An 18,861-nucleotide genomic window follows, 5' to 3' on the forward strand; every position below is an offset into this window, starting at 1 on the left:
TGTCTTCCTCAAGCCGCCACGGTGCCGGACGATTGATCTTTGGTATCGGAGTCGCCGTCGGGACGGTCTTCATGCTTGGGCGCGGGCCACAGGCCGGCCGGACGGTTCAGCATGATCAGCACCATCGCCAGGCCGTACAGCAGCTGGCGCAGCACTTCGGCTTCGATCAGCACGTGGCCGAACAATTTTTCCTGCAGAGGCTCGACCACGTGGCGCAGCACTTCCGGCAGCGCGGCCAGCAGCGCGCCGCCCATGATGACGCCCGGGATGTGGCCGATACCGCCCAGCACCACCATCGCCAGCACGGCGATCGACTCGGTCAGCGAGAACGATTCCGGCGACACGAAGCCCTGGAAGGACGCGAACATGGCGCCGGCGACGCCGCCGAACGAGGCGCCCATCGAGAACGCCAGCAGCTTGACGTTGCGGGTGTTGATGCCCATGGCCTTGGCGGCGATCTCGTCTTCGCGGATCGCGACCCAGGCGCGGCCCAGGCGCGAATGCTGCAGGCGCGAGGTGATGAACACGATCGCCACGCACAAGATCAGGAACAGGAAGTAGTAGGCATTCACCGACGGCATGGAGAAGCCGCCGATCACCACATTGGCGCGCGAGCCCGCCTCGCCCGCCAGGTTGACGCCGAACACGCGGATCGGGTCGATCAGGTTGATGCCCTGCGGACCGTTGGTGAAGTTGATCGGCTCGTTGAGGTTGTTCATGAAGATGCGGATGATCTCGCCGAAGCCCAGGGTCACGATGGCCAGGTAGTCGCCGCGCAGCTTCAAGGTCGGCGCGCCCAGCAGGGCGCCGAACAGGCCGGCCAGCGCGGCCGCCAGCGGCACGATGGCCCATACCGACAGGTGGATGCCGTTCTGCTGGATGTCCGGTCCGAGGATGGCCACCAGCGTGTTGCCGATGGCCGGGTATTCATTGATCAGCGATTCCAGCAAGGTGGCGAACTGCGGCGACGCCAGCAGGCCGGTCATGTAGGCGCCCACCGCGTAGAACGCGATGTAGCCCAGATCCAGCAGGCCGGCAAAGCCGACCACGATGTTCAGGCCCAGCGCCAGCATGATGTACAGCAGCGCCATGTCGATGATGCGCACCCACGAGTTGCCGAACTGCGCGGCCACGAACGGGAAGATCATCAGGCCGATCAGCACGACGGCCATGCTGCTGTAGGCCTTGCGCGGGTTGCGGGTGGTGTCGAAATTCAGAAGTGCCATATTGTTCCCCTCTTATGCACGGTCCGCGACGCGTTCGCCCATGATGCCGGACGGGCGCACCGTCAGCACGATGATCAGCACGACGAAGGCGAAGATGTCCTGGTAGTGGCTGCCGAGGAAGCCGCCGGTCAGGTCGCCGATGTAGCCGGCGCCCAGGCTCTCGATAATGCCGAGCACGATACCGCCTATCATCGCGCCGTAGATGTTGCCGATGCCGCCCAGCACGGCGGCCGAGAAGGCTTTCAGGCCGGGCACGAAGCCCATCGCGAACTGGATCGACGCGTAGTTGGCGCCCCACATCACGCCGGCCACGGCGGCCAGTGCCGCGCCCAGCGCGAAGGTGGCGACAATGACCTTGTTGGAGTCGACGCCCATCAGGCCGGCGACGCGGGGATTTTCCGCCGTGGCGCGCATCGCGCGGCCCATCTTGGTTTTTTCCACCAGCAGCACCAGGCCGGTCATCGACAGCGCCGCCAGCACCAGCAGCAGGATCTGGGTTTGCGAGATCAGCGCGCCGCCGATGGTGATCGGCTCGGACGACAGTAGTTGCGGGAAGGCCAGCGGGTTGCGGGTCCAGATCATCATGGCGAAGGTTTGCAGCAGGATCGACACGCCGATGGCGGTGATCAGCGGCGCCAGCCGCGGCGCGTTGCGCAGGCGGCGGTAGGCGACCCGCTCGATGATGATGTTGACCAGCATGCAGACCGGGATGGCGCCGCCGATGGCGATCGCCAGCTTGACGTAGCCGGGCAGGTCCGGGGCGTATTCGTTCAGGTATTTGAGAATGGTCAGGCCGGTCATCGCGCCTATCATCAGCACGTCGCCGTGGGCGAAGTTAATCAGGTTCAGCACGCCGTACACCATGGTGTAGCCCAGCGCGACCAGTGCGTACATGCTGCCGAGCACCAGTCCATTAATAATTTGTTGGATAAAAGTATCCATTAAGAGCCTTTACTTTTTGTGTTATGCCTGCACAGACGAATCAAGTAACAAAAACGGCACCCGGGGAGGTTGTCCCCGTAGTGCCGCCGTTGACTACGCGTTCATGATGCAAGTATCGTGCCTGAACCGGTATCATCTCCTGCGCGCCGCCCTAAACATATAAGCCTAAACGACAACTTTTTTAGAGCGAGGCAATGATAGCGAGAATTTCGGAAAACGAACTGCGGAATAACGCGATAGGTGCTGAATTAAATTCCGTTTATTCAAAAAGTCGTTAAACCACGCCCCCGGCTGGTCCAGCTTTTGGGCCGTCCAATCCCTTGGGCAGCGGGAAAGTGACCGATTCTTCCACGCCGTCCAGGGTGCGCACGCTGCGCGCGCCCAGCTCTTTGAGGCGGTCGATGACGGCTTGCACCAGCACCTCCGGCGCCGACGCACCAGCGGTGACACCGATGCGCTGCTTGCCTTCCAGCCAGAGCGGGTCGATCAGCGTGGCGTTGTCGACCATGTAGGCGGGCGTGCCCTTCTTTTCCGCCACTTCGCGCAGGCGGTTGGAATTCGAACTGTTCGGGCTGCCGACCACGATCACCAGTTCCACCTGCGGCGCCATGAACTTGACGGCTTCCTGGCGGTTGGTGGTGGCGTAGCAGATGTCGCCTTTTTTCGGCTCGATAATCGCCGGATATTTCGCCTTCAGCGCCGCGATGATGTCGGCGGTGTCGTCTACCGACAACGTTGTCTGGGAAACGTAGGCCAGCTGGTCGGGTTTGGCAACGTTCAGGGTGGCCACGTCGGCCACCGTTTCGACCAGGTACATGCCCTCTTCCGTCTGGCCCATCGTGCCTTCTACTTCCGGATGGCCGTCGTGGCCGATCATGACGATCTCACAACCCTGCTTGCGCATCTTGGCCACTTCGACGTGGACCTTGGTGACCAGCGGGCAGGTAGCGTCGAAAATGCTCAGTCCGCGCGACTCGGCTTCCGCGCGCACCGCCTTGGACACCCCGTGGGCTGAAAACACCAGCGTATTGCCGGCCGGTACGTCGTCCAGTTCTTCGATGAAGATGGCGCCCTTGTTGCGCAGGTCGTCCACCACGTAGGCGTTGTGGACGATTTCATGGCGCACATAAATCGGCGCGCCGAACTGCTGCAGCGCGCGCTCGACGATTTCAATGGCGCGGTCGACGCCGGCGCAAAAGCCGCGCGGCTGGGCCAACAGGATTTCTTTATCGCTCATCAGTTCCTCACAGCACGGAGATCAGTTTGACTTCGAATTTCAGCGGCTGGCCGGCCAGCGGGTGATTGAAGTCGAACAGACAGGTTTCGTCGCCCAGCTCGCGCAGGATGCCGGCAAAGCGGCCGCCGCCCGGCGCGGCGAAGTCGACCAGGTCGCCTACTTTATAGTCGGCGCCCGGCACCGAGTTCTCGTCCAGCGTGGCGCGCGTGACTTCGCGCACCAGTTCAGGATTGCGCGGACCGAAGCCGATGCCCGGTTCCAGGTCGAAGGTCTTGTGCGTGCCTTCAGGCATGCCGATCAGCAATTCTTCCAGCACCGGCGCCAACTGGCCCTGGCCCAGCATCAGCGTGGCCGGATTGCCGCTGAAGGTAGTGACGATATCCGTACCGTCCAGCGAGGCGAGACGATAATGCAGGGTGAGATAAGCCGATTTGGTGACGACAGCAGGTTGCGCGTTAGACATGACTTGGGGTTCGGTAAGCTGGCAAAGGCTCTATTGTAAGCCACCTTGCCCTTCGCGCCCTGCCGGCATGCCGCTTATCATATGCCGATTGACTGAAAACGTTTTCAACGGCATATTGGAAACGATCTCATCTCAAAAAGGAGAGCGTGTTCCATGCAAGAGGTTTCCCGAACCGGCCGCATCGCGGCGATAGATTTGCTGCGCGGACTGGCGGTGATCGGCATGATACTGGTGGCCTATGCCGGCGACTGGGAGCATCGCTTTCGCGTGCTGACGCATGCCGACTGGCGCGGTTATGCCCTGGCCGACATGATTTTCCCCTCGTTTTTATTTTGCGTCGGCGCGGCCATGCCCTTTTCCCTGCTCAAGCGGGCCGGTGAGCGGCCCGCCGCCGAAGTCATGCTGTATCTGGCGCGTCGCTCCGCGGCATTGTTCGCGCTCGGCCTGCTGCTTAATCTGCTGCCCTATTTCGACTTCGCGCACGTGCGCCTCCTCGGCATACTGCAGCGCATCGGCATCTGCTATTTCATCGCCGGAACGATGGTGCTGGCGCTAGGCCGGCTATCGGCGCAAGGGTACCTGCTGCCGCTGGGCCGCGTGATCGGCACGGCCGTGGCGCTGGGGCTCGCCTATGCGGCCCTGCTGCTGGCGTGGGATGCGCCGGAGTGCGGACGCGGCTGCTTCGACTCCGTCCATTCGCTGCCGACGGTTATCGACCGCGCGGTGCTGGGTGTCCAGCACTTCTGGCCTTACGGCACCACGGACGGCCGGGTGACCTACGAGCCCGAAGGCTTGCTGTCCACAGCCGGAGCGCTGATCAACGTGTTGGTGGGATTGGCCGCCGGTCTGGTCCTGCACCGGGACGGCGACGCCGCGGACGGGCGCTGGCTCAAGCTGGGCCTGGCTGGCGCGGCGCTGCTGGCACTGGGTTTCGCGCTCGATCCGGTGCTTCCAGTGGTCAAGAAGATCTGGACGCCAAGCTTCGCCTTGCTGTCGTCCGGATTTTCCCTGCTCGCGCTTTTACTGCTGAAGTCCCTGCCCGAGCGCGCCCGGCCAACTCCGGTCCTGGCGTTTGGCGCCAACGCCACGCTGGCCTTCATCGGCATCAGCTTGATGGATTGCGTGCTCCAGCTGCCGTTCGGAGCGGCCAATCCGCGGAGCTGGCACGACCGACTGGCGCAAGAACTCGGCAACGCGATCGCGGATGCGCGTGTTGCCTCCGTCACCTACTCGGCGGGCCTGGTGGTCGTGCTGGGTACGGCGCTGTTGCTGCTCTACCGCAGAAAGCTGTTCTTCAGGCTTTGATCAGTACCGCCCCCGACGGCGCGTCGATAATAAGCATGCGATACACCGACATACGGAGAGATCGATGCCCATCAACGACTGGCCGCTGGAGCGCCGCCCGCGCGAGCGCCTGATACGGGACGGCGCGCCGGCGCTGTCGGACGCCGAATTGCTGGCGGTGTTCCTGCGCGTCGGCGTGCGCGGCAAGGACGCCGTGCAGCTGGGGCAGGACATGGTGCACCATTTTGGCTCGCTGCAGGGACTGTTCGGCGCCAGCCTGGCGGAGTTTTCCGCGATCAACGGGCTGGGCCCGGCCAAGTTCGCCCAGCTGCAGGCGGTGATGGAGCTGGCACGGCGGGCGATCCTGGAGGAAATGAAGTCCGGCCAAACCCTGGGCTCGCCGCACGCGGTGAAGGATTACCTGCGCATCATCTTCCATGGCAAGACCTTCGAAGCCTTCTATGTGCTGTTCCTCGATGTGAAAAACCGCCTGATCGCGTCCCGGGAAATGTTTCGCGGCACCTTGACCCATACCAGCGTGTATCCGCGCGAGGTGGTCAAGGCGGCGCTGGACTGCAACGCGGCCAGCGTCATGCTGGCGCACAACCACCCGTCGGGCACGCCCGATCCTAGCGAGTCCGACCTGGTGCTGACAAGGGCGCTGGTGCAAGCCCTGGCACTGGTCGACATCCGCATCCTCGACCATTTCGTGGTTGCCGGGCACCGGGTCCACTCGTTTGCCGAGCATGGGCAGCTGTGAGTTTACCCCTGTCGGCTCAAGGGTTTACCGAGTGTAAACACCTGGAATTCACAATTGTTAAATTTATTTATATTTCTAAGACACAATTGTTTTTCACAAGTCATTGAAAAAGCTGAGTTTTTTGGATATACTCTTGTTTTTCCAATTGTGGAATGTCTTTTAAGGAGTGCGTTATGGCACGTGTTTGCCAAGTTACTGGGAAGAAGCCGATGGTCGGCAACAATGTTTCCCACGCAAACAACAAAACCAAACGTCGTTTCCTGCCTAACCTGCAGAACCGTCGTATTTTTGTTGAATCTGAAAACCGCTGGGTCTCCCTGCGTCTGTCCAACGCTGGTCTGCGCGTAATCGACAAAGTCGGCATCGATGCCGTACTGGCCGACATGCGCGCCCGTGGCGAAAAAGTCTAATTAGGGAGCTACCATGGCAAAAACTGGCCGCGACAAAATCAAACTGGAATCGACCGCAGGTACGGGTTTCTTCTACACCACCACCAAGAACAAGCGTACGACCCCTGCGAAAATGGAGATCATGAAGTTCGATCCTAAAGCTCGCAAGCACGTCATGTTCAAAGAAACCAAGATCAAGTAATCCGATCTTCGTTCTCAAAAAAAGCCGCTCAGCTCACGCTCAGCGGCTTTTTTTATCCGGGGTCAGATCCGACATTCGGACACGAGCTCTGCTGTAGCGGCTGCTACAGCAGAGCTCGTGTCCGAATGTCGGATCTGACCCCGGATTTGCTTACAGGCAGCCTTCGATGTATTGCACTTCCTTCCAGGCGCCGGCGTAGATGGCGCCGACCTTGCCTTTGCTGGTGTCGAAGCGGATCGCGTACTGGCCGCCGCCTGCCTTGATGGTCAGCGTCTGTTCGCTGTCGTCGTAGGCTTGTGGCGTCGTCACTACCGCTTCGCCGTAGCCGCGCCGGATCTTCTCGACCGGGTCGCCCAGGCCGATGCCGCGTTCGGACTGGATGCCCTCTTCCATCACGTCGACCCGCTTCAGCACGTCGTCGACAAACATCAGCAGCAGGCCCGGCTGGTGGGCTGGCTCCAGCTGAAAGCAGTTGGCGTTGCCGCGCAGCTCTTTCGGCGTGCGCTCCATGTGCTCGCCCAGCACCTTGTTGACGGTGTCGAAACGCATGCCGATCCTCAGCGGGCCGGCGCCGTCGAAACGCACGGTCCAGCCGGCGGCATGGGCACCGCACAACGGCAGTGCCAGCGCCAAGGCCATCAAATGAGCTTTCATAAGGTTCCCGAAAATGAAAAACGGCCCCGGAGGTTCATCACCCCGGGGCCGTTTTATTGTATCAATACTTGCTTAAGCGTAGCTACGCAGGCGCAGCGAGAAGTCCTGCAGCGACTTGATGCCCGACGCTTCCGCGCGGTTGCACCAGTCCTGCAGCTTGTGCAGCAGCTGGTCGCGGGTGAAGTGCGAACGTTCCCAGATCACGCCCAGCTCCACGCGCATATTGTGCATGGTTTCCAGCGCCTTGCTGTGCTGGAACAGCTCAACCAGTTGCTGTTGCTGCGGCGCTTCCAGCTTGCCCGGCTCGCGCTGCAGCAGCTTGCGCGACGATTTCAGGAAGCGCGATTCCAGCTGGGCCTTGTCCTTCAGGTGTTCCAGCTCTTCTTTCCAGGCATGCTTGACCGATTTGGCGTACTTGGCCATCACGTCGTAGCGGTTGGCGATCACCGACTGCAGCGTGTCGAAGTCGGCTTCCACCTTGTCTTTGGCGAACTTCGGCGCCGGCGCGCGCTTCTTGACCTTGGCCAGGCCCAGCATTTCCAGGCCGCGGATGTAGCCCCAGCCGATATCGAACTCGTACCATTTCGACGACAGCTTGGCCGAGGTGGCAAAGGTGTGATGATTGTTGTGCAGTTCTTCGCCGCCGATCAGCAGCCCGAACGGGATGATGTTGGTCGCCGCGTCCGCGCAGTCATAGTTGCGGTAGCCCCAGTAGTGGCCGATGCCGTTGATGATGCCGGCGGCCGTCACCGGGATCCACATCATCTGCACCGCCCACACGGTGATGCCGATGACGCCGAACAGCATGAAGTTGACCACCAGCAGCGCCGCCACGCCCTGCCAGCTGAAGCGGGTGTACACATTGCGCTCGATCCAGTCGTCAGGCGTGCCATGTCCATATTTTTCCATGGTTTCCAGGTTTTTCGACTCGGCGCGGTACAGCTCGGCGCCTTCCCAGAACACTTTCTTGATACCGCGGGTCACCGGACTGTGCGGATCTTCCTCGGTGTCGCACTTGGCGTGGTGCTTGCGGTGGATCGAGGCCCATTCCTTGGTCACCTGGCCGGTGGTCAGCCACAGCCAGAAGCGGAAGAAGTGGCTGGGGATGGCGTGCAGCTCCAGCGCACGGTGCGCCTGGTGGCGGTGCAGGTAAATCGTCACGCTGGCGATGGTGATGTGGGTGACGGCCAGCGTATAGAAAAACACTTGCCATGCGGTGAGTCGGGTGACGCCGTTAGACAAAAAATCCAGTACTGCATTTAAACTAAAAGTCATTACTACTCCAAAGAGGGCGTGTCTCGCGTCGCGGTGGTTCCATCAATGTTGCGCTTTTGACAGGCGCAGGAAGTCCGTCGCTGTTACTTTTGGACGTTATTGTACGCTGATTTGGGGGTGATTTGCGGAAGGATTTCCTCTGGTAACTGCCTATTCCTTCGGCACGGGCGTGCTTTCCTGCGGCAACAATTGCTCCGGCACGGGGCCGAGGATGCGCATTTCCCTCTGCGGGAACGGCACCGAGATGTCGTTGGCCTTGAGCGCACGCCAGATCGCCCGGTTGACGTCCGAGATCACGCCGCCGCGGCCGTTGTGCGGATCATTGATCCAGAAATTGACCTGCAGGTCCAGCCCGTCCGCGCCAAAGCTCAGCAGCTGCGCCGACGGCAGCTTGTCTTCCTTCAGCACCCGCTCCACCGTCAGCGCGGCTTCTTCCAGCAGCTTGAGCACCATGTCGACGTCGGTGTCGTAGGCCACCGACACCTTGGTCGAGATGTTCAGCATGCTGCTCGACAGCGACGAGTTCTGCACCGCGCCCGACACCAGCATCTCGTTCGGCACGATCGATTCCATGCCGTCCAGGCCTTGCAGCACGGTGTAACGGGTATTGATCTGCGTCACACGGCCGCTGTACTTGTCGACGGTGATCATGTCGCCGATGGTCAGGCTGCGGTCCAGCAGGATGACGAAACCGGACACGTAGTTGCTGGCGATTTTCTGCAAGCCCAGACCCAGGCCGACGCCCAGCGCGCCGCCGAACACCGACAGCACGGTCAGGTCGATGCCCACCAGCGACAGGCTCATCAGCACGGCCACCAGGATCAGCACCGCGCGCGCCGTGCGCGACACCACCACCCGCAGGTTGGTGTGCATGCCCTGCACCTTCATCAGCTGCTCTTCCAGCGCGGCGCCGGCCCACAGCGCCAGCATCAGCAGCACGATCACCGAAATGGTCGCCTGCAGGATGTCGGCGATCGACACCTTGTATTTACCGATGGGGAGGATGGTGCCGTCGAGGTACTCGAACACGTCGACCCACAAGCCGGTGATGTACAGCACGAACGCCAGCCACACCAGCAGCTGGAACACCTTCTCGAAGGCCAGCATGGTGGCGCTGACCTGGCCATGGCGCGCGAACACGCGGCGCAGCAGGTAGAAGGTGAAGCGTATCACCGCCAGCGAGCCGAAGATGGGCAACGCCACCTTGATCAGGTTGACGTGGAAGTGGTACTTGACCAGCACCACGCGCGCCAGCGCCAGCAGGCCGACCACGGCCAGCGGCGCCATCACGCGGCCGAAGCTCTCGACGCCGAAACGCATCATGGTGCCGTGCGTGTCCTGGCGGCCGAAGCGTTTCTTCAGCAGCCGCGCCAGCCCGAAACCCAGCACCACGGCGGCGACGATGGCGCCAAGCTGCCACAGCAGGCTGGGATCGTTGATATCGCCGGTGAGGTCGTCGATCAGGTTGAGCAGTGGCTGTTGATTCATCGTAGGGACGGGCTGAGTGGCTGAGATGCGTAGATTAGCGTAAAAAAGGCCGGTAGGTGGAGACACCAGCCGGCCTTTGCGATGCGTTCCGGGAAGGATTATTCCTCGACGGCTTCGTCCTCGTCCTTGACGACGACCTTCTTGGCCATCGGCTTGCGCTCGAACACGGCGGCGAAGAAGCCGTCGGTCTGGTGCTTGTGCGGCAGCAGTTTCAGGTAGTCGCCCATGTCCAGCTCGATCTTCTGCTCGGCCAGCACCTTGCTCATCGGCACCAGCTCGAAGTCCGCATGGGTTTCCAGGAACTGCTTGGCGATGAATTCGTTCTCGTCGTCCAGGAAGCTGCAGGTGGCGTAGACCAGACGGCCACCGCCCTTCAGCAAACGGGCGGCGCCGGCCAGGATCGCGGCCTGCTTGACCTGCAGCTCGCCGATCGCGCTTGGCTGCTGGCGCCACTTGACGTCCGGATTGCGGCGCAGGGTACCCAGGCCCGAGCATGGCGCGTCGACCAGCACGCGGTCGATCTTGCCGGCCAGGCGCTTGATCTTGGCGTCGCGCTCGTGCGCGATCTGCACCGGATGCACATTGGACAGGCCGCTGCGCGCCAGCCGCGGCTTGAGCTTGGCCAGGCGCTTCTCGGACACGTCGAACGCGTACAGGCGGCCGGTGTTGCGCATGGTCGCGCCCAGCGCCAGCGTCTTGCCGCCGGCGCCGGCGCAGAAGTCCACCACCATCTCGCCGCGCTTGGCGCCGACGATGGCCGACAGGATCTGGCTGCCCTCGTCCTGCACCTCGATATGGCCTTCCTTGAACAGCGGCAGGTTCTGCAGCGCCGGCTTTTGCAGCACGCGCAGGCCCAGCGGCGCGAACGGCGTCGGCGTGCTGCGGATAGGCGCTTCGGCCAGCTTGGCGGCCACTTCGTCGCGGGTCGCCTTCATCGCGTTGACGCGCAGGTCCAGCGGCGCCGGCGCGTTCATGCCGTCGGCCAGCAGCAGGGTCTCTTCCTCGCCCATCTGCTCGACCAGCTTGTCGAACAGCCACTTCGGCATGTTCGAGCGGCTCGACTTGTGCATCACCTTGCGGTCGATCTGCAGGATGCGCTCGACCCACGTCACTTCCTCCTCGGTCAGGCCGCCCAGCGCCTCGACGCCGACCGCGTCCGCCATGCCCAGCAGGGTCAGGCGGCGCATGGTGGCGCCGCCGCCCGCTTCGGAGAAATCGGTATAAAACGATTTGCTGCGCAATACGTTGTAGATGCACTCGGCGATGGCGCCGCGTTCCCGGCCGCCCAGGCGCGGGTGGTCTTTAAAATAGCGCGACAGGGTGGTATCGGCAGGCGCGGCAAAGCGCAAAATCTCGCGCAACACTTCTTCGGCGTTGGCGAGTATCGCTGGTGGCAATCTCATGAAAATCCTTGGTTAGTTTTACTGTGTGTGGTCCACGTGGACCTCGCCCTGCGCTATCGTCAACCTGCCCTCGACAAACCAGCGGATCGCGCGCGGGTAGATGACGTGCTCCTGCTGCAGCACGCGGGCGGACAAGGTTTCAACCGTATCGTCGGGCAGCACGGGCACGGCGGCTTGCACCACCATCGGCCCGTGATCGAGTTCGGCCGTCACGAAATGCACCGTCGCACCATGCTCCTTGACGCCGGCGGCCAGCGCCTGCGCGTGTGTCGCCAGGCCGGGGAACAGCGGCAGCAGCGATGGATGGATGTTGAGCATGCGGCCGGCATAGTGCGCGACAAACTGCTCCGTCAAAATCCGCATGAAACCTGCCAGCACCACCAGATCGGGCTGGAAGCCGTCGATCACGGTTTGCAGGGCGGCGTCGAAATCGGCGCGGCTGGCATAGTCTTTATTGGCAACAATAGCCGTCTCGATTCCGTGTTCAGCAGCGAAAGCCAGGCCCGGAGCGTCGGCGCGGTTGCTGATGATGGCGGCAATACGGGCCGGCCACTGCTCGGCTTGCGCCGCGCGGACTACCGCTTCCATGTTACTGCCACGACCGGAAATAAGAATGACGATGTTTTTCATAGGCCGACATTGTACCTTGTTCATGCGGGCGGGACTACAAATGAACAAGGATTGTTGCAATGCAGCAGGACGCCGTGGGCCGCACCGGACCCGCTTCCACGCAGACGCGGGAAGGCCTCCGGCTTACTCGAAGGAGTAAAACACCCGGAACGGAACTTTTTTGTCGGCCCAGTAGTCGGCAGCGTCGCGGAAGACGTCCAGCAAGGTTTCCCTTGCTTCCTTGTCAAATTTTTGAGTATTCGGCAATTGCTCGAGCACCACCAGGAAACCTTCCTGGGGACCGGCGTTGGCCATGGTTTCGGTCAAGGTTGTCCGCAACCCATCGAAATTCTTGCCTATACCCTTGGGAAACAGGAACGATTCCGCAATGATGCCCAGGACCTGCTGCTTGGTCGCGCCGGCGATGCAGTGCGCGTACAGGAAGTGCTGCCCCAGGCGGGCCGCTTCCTCCTGCAGCTCGGCCACGCGGAAGGCGCGGATCGACTGCACGAGGTTGGGCGGCACGGTCATTAGCAAACTCATGGTTCCCTCAATTTGACCTGGCATGTACGGTGTGTCCACTTTACTGTCGAGAGTGCCTATCTTGTGAATTAATGAATAAATAATTTGAGCACCTGTCCACTTAACACGGCAAACTGGTCTGCGTCGGCCGTGGCTGATTCAACGTGTTTCTCGAATCCCATACGCATATTAGGGTAACGTGTTGTTCCTTCCAGATCAACACGAATGTGATGCCTCACGCAATATTTGTTAAAAACAGAACATTTTGTAAGTGTTTTAGGGGCTAAATCGGCACAGTTCGCTCTGCAGAGGCGGCGACGGGTCGTCGTGTCCGCTGTTACAATTTGTTGCCACAGATACCTGTTCAGGGCTGGTTAAGGGCTCTTGGCGGGATTACCATACTAAGCATGCAATATCAGAATCCCTGATAAGACATCCAACTGAAACGAGGTCTCAAATGAACTTGCAAGCCAAACTGATCGCATCCGTACTTTGCGCAGGCTCCCTGCCTTTCGCCGCTCAAGCAGCCGATTTTGAAGATTTCGGCCGCGTGGTTCGCGTCACCCCGCAAGTGGAACAGATCAACCGTCCGCGCCAGGAGTGCCGCACCGAAGTCGTCCAGGTCCAGCAGCCGGCGCCGCAGCGCGGCGTGGGCGGCGCCATCATCGGCGGCCTGATCGGCGGCCTGGCCGGTAACCAGGTCGGCGGCGGCACCGGCCGCTCGGTCGCCACCGCTGCCGGCGCCATCGCCGGCGCGGTCGCAGGCGACCGCATCGACAATGCCAACACCCCGAACGGCGGCGGCGTGCAGGAACAGCAAGTGAAGCAGTGCCGCACCGTCGATCACTGGGAATCGCGCACCTCCGGCTATGAAGTCACCTACGACTACCGCGGCCGCAACTACACCAGCGTGATGTCCTACGATCCGGGCGAGCGCGTGCGCCTGCGCGTGGTCGTCGAGCCGATGCAGCGTTAATCCGCTTCAGCCCTCCCCCAGCAATGCCGGTCCCGCGACCGGCATTGTTGTTTTCCGGCTTGCCTTAGAGTAAGGCAACGCGGGATAATGACCGTTCACCCCCTGTTTTACCTTCCCCATGCTGATCAAACGAAAATCCATCGAACAAGAAGAATCCTCCCGCCCGGCCCGCAAGCCCAAGTACGCGCCGGTGACGTTGTCGGAGCAGGACGGCGTGCGCTATCTGCATTTCGGCACGGAGTGGGTGCAGGGCGCGATGCGCATCCGCAAGCCGAACTGGCCGGAGCTGGAATACGCGCAGCAGATGATGACGTGGATGCTGTGGCGGCAAAAGCCGGCCCACATCGCCCAGCTGGGGCTGGGCACGGCCACGCTGACCAAGTACTGCTACGTCACCTTCCCCGAGGCCGCCGTGACGGCGGTGGAGCTGAACCCGTCGGTGATCGCCATCTGCGAGTCGATGTTCAAGCTGCCGCCGAACGACGCCCGTTTGCGCGTGGTGGAAATGGACGCGCTCGATTTCGTCAATGATGAAGCCAACGCCGGCACGCTGGACGTGCTGCAGGTCGACCTGTACGACGCCACCGCGCGCGGCCCGGTGCTCGACAGCGCCGAGTTCTACCAGTCCTGCAACGCCTGCCTGACCGACGACGGCATCATGACGGTGAACCTGTTCGGCGACCATCCCAGCTATGCGCGCAACATCAAGGCCATCAAGTTCGCTTTCGAGCAAGTCATTTGCCTGCCGCAGGTACATGATGGTAACGTGGTCGCGATCGCCTTCCGGCGCAAGCGCGCGATCGACCTGGAGGCACTGGCCGGGCGCGCCGCGCAGATCGTCGCCGAGACCAAGCTGCCGGCCAAGAGCTGGGTGAAGGGTATAACAGCGGGTATCACGTCGCTGTAACGACTTTTGAAAGTGGCTTCCACGATGTCCGCAACGTCCGCACAACCCACGCCGAAACCAGCGCCGCTGGATCTGCAGCAAATCTACACCTGGCTGCTGGCCGACGGCATGATACGCAAGGCCGAAGTCAAGGAGCTGTACGCGCAAAGCCAGGGCATCCTGAAGAACACCGTGGGCCACATGCATCCGCTGTGCGCGGTCGCGCATGCCAAGCTGCTGTCGGCGCAGCCGCCGCACCGGCTGCTGACCCTGGACGCGCTGTGCGAATGGCTGGCGGCGCGTTCCGGCCTGGCCTTCACCCGCATCGACCCGCTGAAGATCGATTTCACCCGCGTGGCCGACGTGATGTCGGCCAACTACGCGGCGCGCTTCAACATCCTGCCGCTGGAAATCAGCGGCGACACGCTGGTGGTGGCCACCGCCGATCCGTACGCGGTGGAATGGGAGGCGGAGATCGCCAAGATCTCGCGCCGCACGATACTCCGCGTGATCGCCAACCCGCTCGACATCGCGCAATACATCACGCAGTTCTTCAGCCTGGCCAAGTCGATCAAGAAGGCCAACAAGTCCAACAGCAACGACCTCGCGCTGCGCAACAACTTCGAGCAGCTGGTCGAGATGGGCAAGACCAACAAGCAGGTCGACGCCAACGACCAGCACGTGATCAACATCGTCGACTGGCTGTGGCAGTACGCGTTCGAGCAGCGCGCCTCCGACATCCACCTCGAACCCAAGCGCGACATGGCGGCGATCCGCTTCCGCATCGACGGCGTGCTGCACCAGGTGTACCAGGTGCCGGCGGTGGTGATGATCGCGATGACCGCGCGCATCAAGCTCTTGGGCCGCATGGACGTGATCGAGAAGCGCCGCCCGCAGGACGGCCGCATCAAGACCCGCACCGCCGGCGGCCAGGAAATCGAGCTGCGCCTGTCGACCCTGCCGACCGCCTTCGGCGAAAAGCTGGTGATGCGCATCTTCGATCCGGACGTGGTGGTCAAGACGCTGCCGGAGCTGGGCTTCCCCGCCGACGACGCCGAGCGCTGGGACGCGCTGACCAGCCGTCCGCACGGCATCATCCTGGTGACCGGGCCGACCGGCTCCGGCAAGACCACCACCTTGTACACCACGCTGAAGGCGCTGGCCACGTCGGAAGTCAACGTCTGCACGGTGGAAGACCCGATCGAGATGGTGGAGCCAGCCTTCAACCAGATGCAGGTGCAGCCGGGCATCGAGCTGTCGTTTGCCGACGGCGTGCGCGCGCTGATGCGGCAGGACCCGGACATCATCATGGTCGGCGAGATCCGCGACCTGGCCACCGCCGAGATGGCGATCCAGGCCGCGCTGACCGGCCACCTGGTGCTGTCGACCCTGCACACCAACGACGCGCCGTCGGCCGTGATGCGGCTGCTGGAGCTGGGCGTGCCCTACTACCTGCTGGAGGCCACGCTGATCGGCATCATGGCGCAGCGGCTGGTGCGCACCTTGTGCACCGAGTGCAAGAAGGACGACGGCGAGCTGAGCGACGATATCTGGCACAGCCTGGGCGGCGCCTGGAATCTGCCCAAGCCGGACAAGATCTACCGCGCGGTGGGCTGCCCCGAGTGCCGCCAGACCGGCTACCGCGGCCGCACCGGCATCTACGAGCTGCTGACGGTGACCGAAGGCTTCAGCGACATGGTGCGCGAGGAAACCGACATCCAGGCGCTGCGCCGCCAAAGCACGGCCGACGGCATGAAGCCGCTGCGCATCGCCGGCGCGATGAAGATCCAGGAAGGCGTGACCACGGCCGACGAAGTGCTGAAGGTGACGGCGGCGCTGGGGATGAAATAAAAACAACGCCGGGAAAGGGCTAAATTGTTTTCACAAAACCCTTTGCAGTTTCCGGCGTGGTGTATATAATACGGCCTCTTTCGGGGGTCGTTAGCTCAGCTGGTAGAGCAGCGGACTTTTAATCCGTTGGTCGCAGGTTCGAATCCCGCACGGCCTACCACGAATTTACCAGTACAGAACAGGGTTACCCGCTTCGGCGCGTAACCCTTTTTTGCGCCCTATATGAAAAATATTCCCCAATTGGGGAATATTTCTCGCTGAATTCGCCTGCATCCCATCATCGAGTTCCAATGTCTGCGCCTAGTTGAGCAGAAGGGCAGCAACAATATTCATGCTGTTTGACAGCGCCCCTTGCGCCGGGGATACTCTCGCTCGTCAGGTATTTCCTGTGCTCACGCGGACGTACCGGACGCACGATACAGATACCTGCCCCTTCTTCGCGATGACTGGCGCAAGATTCGCCGTGGCAATTTAAGCGAGCAAAACTGCTTTGCGTACAAGAACAATGCATTTCAAGGAACAAATAGATGACTATCAGCCTTGCTGAACTACTTAAAGACAGCGACTACAAGCTGACCCAATTCACGACGGCACAAATCAAACAGCTTGAGTCCAGAATCACGGTTAAGGAAACTGGAAAAAAGCCAGCACCATATGTGCAATGCCTGGTTCGCGGAAAGCCCATCAAATTGACGCCAGAGGAAGCTATGCGTCAACTCTATGTAATGGTGCTAACAGACGATCTTGGCTATCCAGTCAGCCGCATTCAGTTGGAGTACGAGGTCACATTCGGGCGCGAGAAAAAACGGGCGGATATCTGCGTGTTCGACGCTGCTCGCACATCGGATGCGTACATTCTGGTCGAGGTCAAGAAACCAAAATTAAAGGACGGGAAAGAGCAGCTAAAAAGCTACTGCAACGCTACTGGCGCTCCGATGGGCGTTTGGAGCAATGGCGATCAGATTTCTTATTACCATCGCAAAGATCCGAACTACTTTGAAGACATTCCTGCGATCCCTTCGGCGCGTGAAAAGCTTTCAGATATCCTAAGTGAACGTTGGTACATCGAGGATCTTGTTCGGCTAGACAAGCTGGTCAACGAGCGAAAGTCGCTAAAGGATCTGATCCTTGAAATGGAAGATGAAGTACTCGCCAACGCTGGTGTTGATGTGTTTGAAGAGTTGTTCAAACTGATTTTCACGAAGCTCTTTGACGAGATGGAAAGCGGTCGCGATAGAAAGCGCCATCTAGTATTCAAGAACTATGGTGATACTGAAACTGAGCTGAGAGCAAAGATACAGACCTTGTTCGACAAGGCGCGAAAGAAGTGGGAAGGTGTCTTTAGCGAAGATGCCAAGATTCAACTTACTCCAAGCCATTTGGCGGTATGCGTGTCATCGTTGGAAAAGGTAAAACTCTTTAATTCAAACCTTGATGTGGTCGATGAGGCTTTCGAATACCTCATTAACAAATCAAGCAAAGGGGAGAAAGGTCAGTATTTTACGCCAAGATATGTCATCGATATGTGCGTCAAAATGCTTAACCCTCAGGAAAGTGAAACACTGATCGACACAGCATCGGGGAGTTGCGGGTTTCCGGTGCATGGGATCTTTCATGTTTGGACACAAATCCGTCATTCACTTGGGTTACCAATAAGCCCAAACTTTACAACCGAGCAGCGCCACGCTCGCGAGATCGACTATGTCCAAAACAAAGTCTTTGCTATCGACTTCGACGAGAAAGCTGTGCGCGTGGGCCGGACACTCAACCTCATTGCTGGCGATGGTCAAACCAACGTATTGCATCTCAACACGCTCGACTACGAGCGCTGGGATGAGAAAACAAAAGACGAAGAGTGGACTGACATTTACGGTGAAGGATGGAAAAGGCTGAAGAAGTTGCGGCTGGACAAAAATAGCAACCGCGACTTTGGCTTCGATGTCTTGATGGCCAATCCTCCATTCGCAGGAGACATCAAAGAAACGCGAATCCTTTCTAAGTATGAACTGGCTCGTACCGTTAGTTTGGATAAAATAAACAATGTCGATGCCAGTGATCGAAACGTTGAAGATGTCAGTAGTGGTGCACCGACGTTCCCCGAGTATCTGCGCGTGAGCCACGAGACTATCTTCAAAATGCCGGATGGAACCTATCGAAAGGTAAAAGTCAAATCGCAAAATAATGTCGGACGTGACATTTTGTTTATCGAACGGAACCTCAACTTCTTGAGACCAGGCGGTCGCATGGCCGTTGTGCTACCACAAGGTCGTTTCAATAATTCAGGCGACAAAGATCTAAGAGAATATCTGGCCGAGCATTGCCGTATCCTGGCTGTGGTAGGTTTGCATGGCAACGTCTTCAAACCGCACACAGGAACAAAAACCAGTGTTCTTTTTATTCAAAAATGGAACGATTCCGCGACGGCTGGCCCATTGTGCCCACGAAAAAAAGATTATCCGATTTTCTTCGCCACAATGAAGGAACCTAGCAAGGATAATTCCGGGGACAAGATCTACGTGCGAACGGGTGATGGCGCCCCTATGCTCGATGAGCACCAGCACTTGATCGTCAAGCATGATCTGTTCAACCACGATGGAATGACTAAGGATGGCATTGCTGAAGCCTTCGTCGAATTCGCGAAGAAGGAGGAACTGAGTTTTTTTCAATGAGCCCTTTCAATGAAGTCCGATATAG

General features: G+C 60.2%; 18 protein-coding genes and 1 tRNA gene. 9 read left to right on the forward strand and 10 right to left on the reverse strand.

The window, feature by feature from the left end:
* Positions 1–8: 8 nt before the first annotated feature.
* The 4 genes from ACSQ3S_RS27350 to ACSQ3S_RS27365 all read right to left on the reverse strand — a co-directional run bounded on the left by ACSQ3S_RS27350 (position 9) and on the right by ACSQ3S_RS27365 (position 3,868).
* The gene (locus tag ACSQ3S_RS27350) at positions 9–1,226 is read right to left on the reverse strand and encodes an ABC transporter permease subunit (protein ID WP_436144332.1); all 1,218 of its coding nucleotides are present in this window, start codon (positions 1,224–1,226) and stop codon (positions 9–11) included.
* A 12-nt stretch (positions 1,227–1,238) separates the two neighbouring features.
* Positions 1,239–2,168 (reverse strand): branched-chain amino acid ABC transporter permease, encoded by a 930-nt coding sequence (locus tag ACSQ3S_RS27355; RefSeq protein WP_176654102.1) that lies wholly within the window; start codon positions 2,166–2,168, stop codon positions 1,239–1,241.
* Between the two features lie 274 nt (positions 2,169–2,442).
* Positions 2,443–3,405, reverse strand: coding sequence for a 4-hydroxy-3-methylbut-2-enyl diphosphate reductase (gene ispH, locus ACSQ3S_RS27360; protein WP_176654101.1), 963 nt, complete (start codon positions 3,403–3,405; stop codon positions 2,443–2,445).
* Positions 3,406–3,412: 7 nt separating this feature from the next.
* Positions 3,413–3,868, reverse strand: a complete 456-nt coding sequence (locus ACSQ3S_RS27365) for an FKBP-type peptidyl-prolyl cis-trans isomerase (RefSeq protein WP_176654100.1) — start codon at positions 3,866–3,868, stop codon at positions 3,413–3,415.
* A 153-nt stretch (positions 3,869–4,021) separates the two neighbouring features.
* On the opposite strand from ACSQ3S_RS27365, the gene ACSQ3S_RS27370 reads away from it, so the two are divergent.
* The 4 genes from ACSQ3S_RS27370 to rpmG all read left to right on the forward strand — a co-directional run bounded on the left by ACSQ3S_RS27370 (position 4,022) and on the right by rpmG (position 6,503).
* On the forward strand, positions 4,022–5,173 hold the full coding sequence (locus ACSQ3S_RS27370) for a heparan-alpha-glucosaminide N-acetyltransferase domain-containing protein (protein ID WP_436144333.1): 1,152 nt from the start codon (positions 4,022–4,024) through the stop codon (positions 5,171–5,173).
* A gap of 64 nt (positions 5,174–5,237) precedes the next feature.
* The gene (gene radC / locus ACSQ3S_RS27375) at positions 5,238–5,912 is read left to right on the forward strand and encodes a RadC family protein (RefSeq protein WP_413448444.1); all 675 of its coding nucleotides are present in this window, start codon (positions 5,238–5,240) and stop codon (positions 5,910–5,912) included.
* 173 nt (positions 5,913–6,085) lie between these two features.
* Positions 6,086–6,322, forward strand: a complete 237-nt coding sequence (gene rpmB / locus ACSQ3S_RS27380) for a 50S ribosomal protein L28 (RefSeq protein WP_008451488.1) — start codon at positions 6,086–6,088, stop codon at positions 6,320–6,322.
* Between the two features lie 13 nt (positions 6,323–6,335).
* Positions 6,336–6,503, forward strand: coding sequence for a 50S ribosomal protein L33 (rpmG, locus tag ACSQ3S_RS27385; RefSeq protein WP_008451489.1), 168 nt, complete (start codon positions 6,336–6,338; stop codon positions 6,501–6,503).
* Between the two features lie 150 nt (positions 6,504–6,653).
* On the opposite strand, the gene ACSQ3S_RS27390 is transcribed toward rpmG, so the two are convergent.
* From ACSQ3S_RS27390 to ACSQ3S_RS27415, 6 genes are all read right to left on the reverse strand, one after another.
* Positions 6,654–7,157: a hypothetical protein gene (locus ACSQ3S_RS27390; protein WP_353403270.1), complete on the reverse strand. Its 504-nt coding sequence runs from the start codon at positions 7,155–7,157 to the stop codon at positions 6,654–6,656.
* Between the two features lie 72 nt (positions 7,158–7,229).
* A complete protein-coding gene (locus ACSQ3S_RS27395) occupies positions 7,230–8,432 on the reverse strand; it encodes a DesA family fatty acid desaturase (protein ID WP_176652839.1) in 1,203 nt (400 codons plus the stop codon).
* 150 nt (positions 8,433–8,582) lie between these two features.
* Complete coding sequence (locus tag ACSQ3S_RS27400) at positions 8,583–9,920, reverse strand: mechanosensitive ion channel domain-containing protein (RefSeq protein WP_176652838.1); 1,338 nt, start codon at positions 9,918–9,920, stop codon at positions 8,583–8,585.
* A gap of 98 nt (positions 9,921–10,018) precedes the next feature.
* The gene (locus ACSQ3S_RS27405) at positions 10,019–11,323 is read right to left on the reverse strand and encodes an RsmB/NOP family class I SAM-dependent RNA methyltransferase (RefSeq protein ID WP_436144334.1); all 1,305 of its coding nucleotides are present in this window, start codon (positions 11,321–11,323) and stop codon (positions 10,019–10,021) included.
* Positions 11,324–11,341: 18 nt separating this feature from the next.
* Complete coding sequence (purN, locus tag ACSQ3S_RS27410) at positions 11,342–11,953, reverse strand: phosphoribosylglycinamide formyltransferase (RefSeq protein WP_176652836.1); 612 nt, start codon at positions 11,951–11,953, stop codon at positions 11,342–11,344.
* 123 nt (positions 11,954–12,076) lie between these two features.
* The gene (locus tag ACSQ3S_RS27415; RefSeq protein ID WP_176652835.1) at positions 12,077–12,475 is read right to left on the reverse strand and encodes a barstar family protein; all 399 of its coding nucleotides are present in this window, start codon (positions 12,473–12,475) and stop codon (positions 12,077–12,079) included.
* A 436-nt stretch (positions 12,476–12,911) separates the two neighbouring features.
* Here ACSQ3S_RS27415 and ACSQ3S_RS27420 point away from each other — a divergent pair, with 436 nt between their 5' ends.
* The 5 genes from ACSQ3S_RS27420 to ACSQ3S_RS27440 all read left to right on the forward strand — a co-directional run bounded on the left by ACSQ3S_RS27420 (position 12,912) and on the right by ACSQ3S_RS27440 (position 18,836).
* A complete protein-coding gene (locus tag ACSQ3S_RS27420; RefSeq protein ID WP_176652834.1) occupies positions 12,912–13,430 on the forward strand; it encodes a glycine zipper 2TM domain-containing protein in 519 nt (172 codons plus the stop codon).
* A gap of 118 nt (positions 13,431–13,548) precedes the next feature.
* Positions 13,549–14,337: a spermidine synthase gene (locus tag ACSQ3S_RS27425; protein ID WP_176652833.1), complete on the forward strand. Its 789-nt coding sequence runs from the start codon at positions 13,549–13,551 to the stop codon at positions 14,335–14,337.
* A gap of 24 nt (positions 14,338–14,361) precedes the next feature.
* Entirely contained in the window at positions 14,362–16,167 is a 1,806-nt protein-coding gene (locus ACSQ3S_RS27430; RefSeq protein ID WP_436144335.1) for a GspE/PulE family protein, read from the forward strand.
* An 84-nt stretch (positions 16,168–16,251) separates the two neighbouring features.
* A tRNA-Lys gene (locus ACSQ3S_RS27435) sits at positions 16,252–16,327 on the forward strand.
* Positions 16,328–16,694: 367 nt separating this feature from the next.
* Positions 16,695–18,836 (forward strand): type I restriction enzyme HsdR N-terminal domain-containing protein, encoded by a 2,142-nt coding sequence (locus ACSQ3S_RS27440; RefSeq protein ID WP_436144336.1) that lies wholly within the window; start codon positions 16,695–16,697, stop codon positions 18,834–18,836.
* Positions 18,837–18,861 lie beyond the last annotated feature (25 nt).

The sequence above is a fragment of the Duganella sp. LjRoot269 genome (genome assembly GCF_964254095.1).
GTDB classification, from domain to species: Bacteria; Pseudomonadota; Gammaproteobacteria; order Burkholderiales; family Burkholderiaceae_D; genus Rugamonas; species Rugamonas hordei.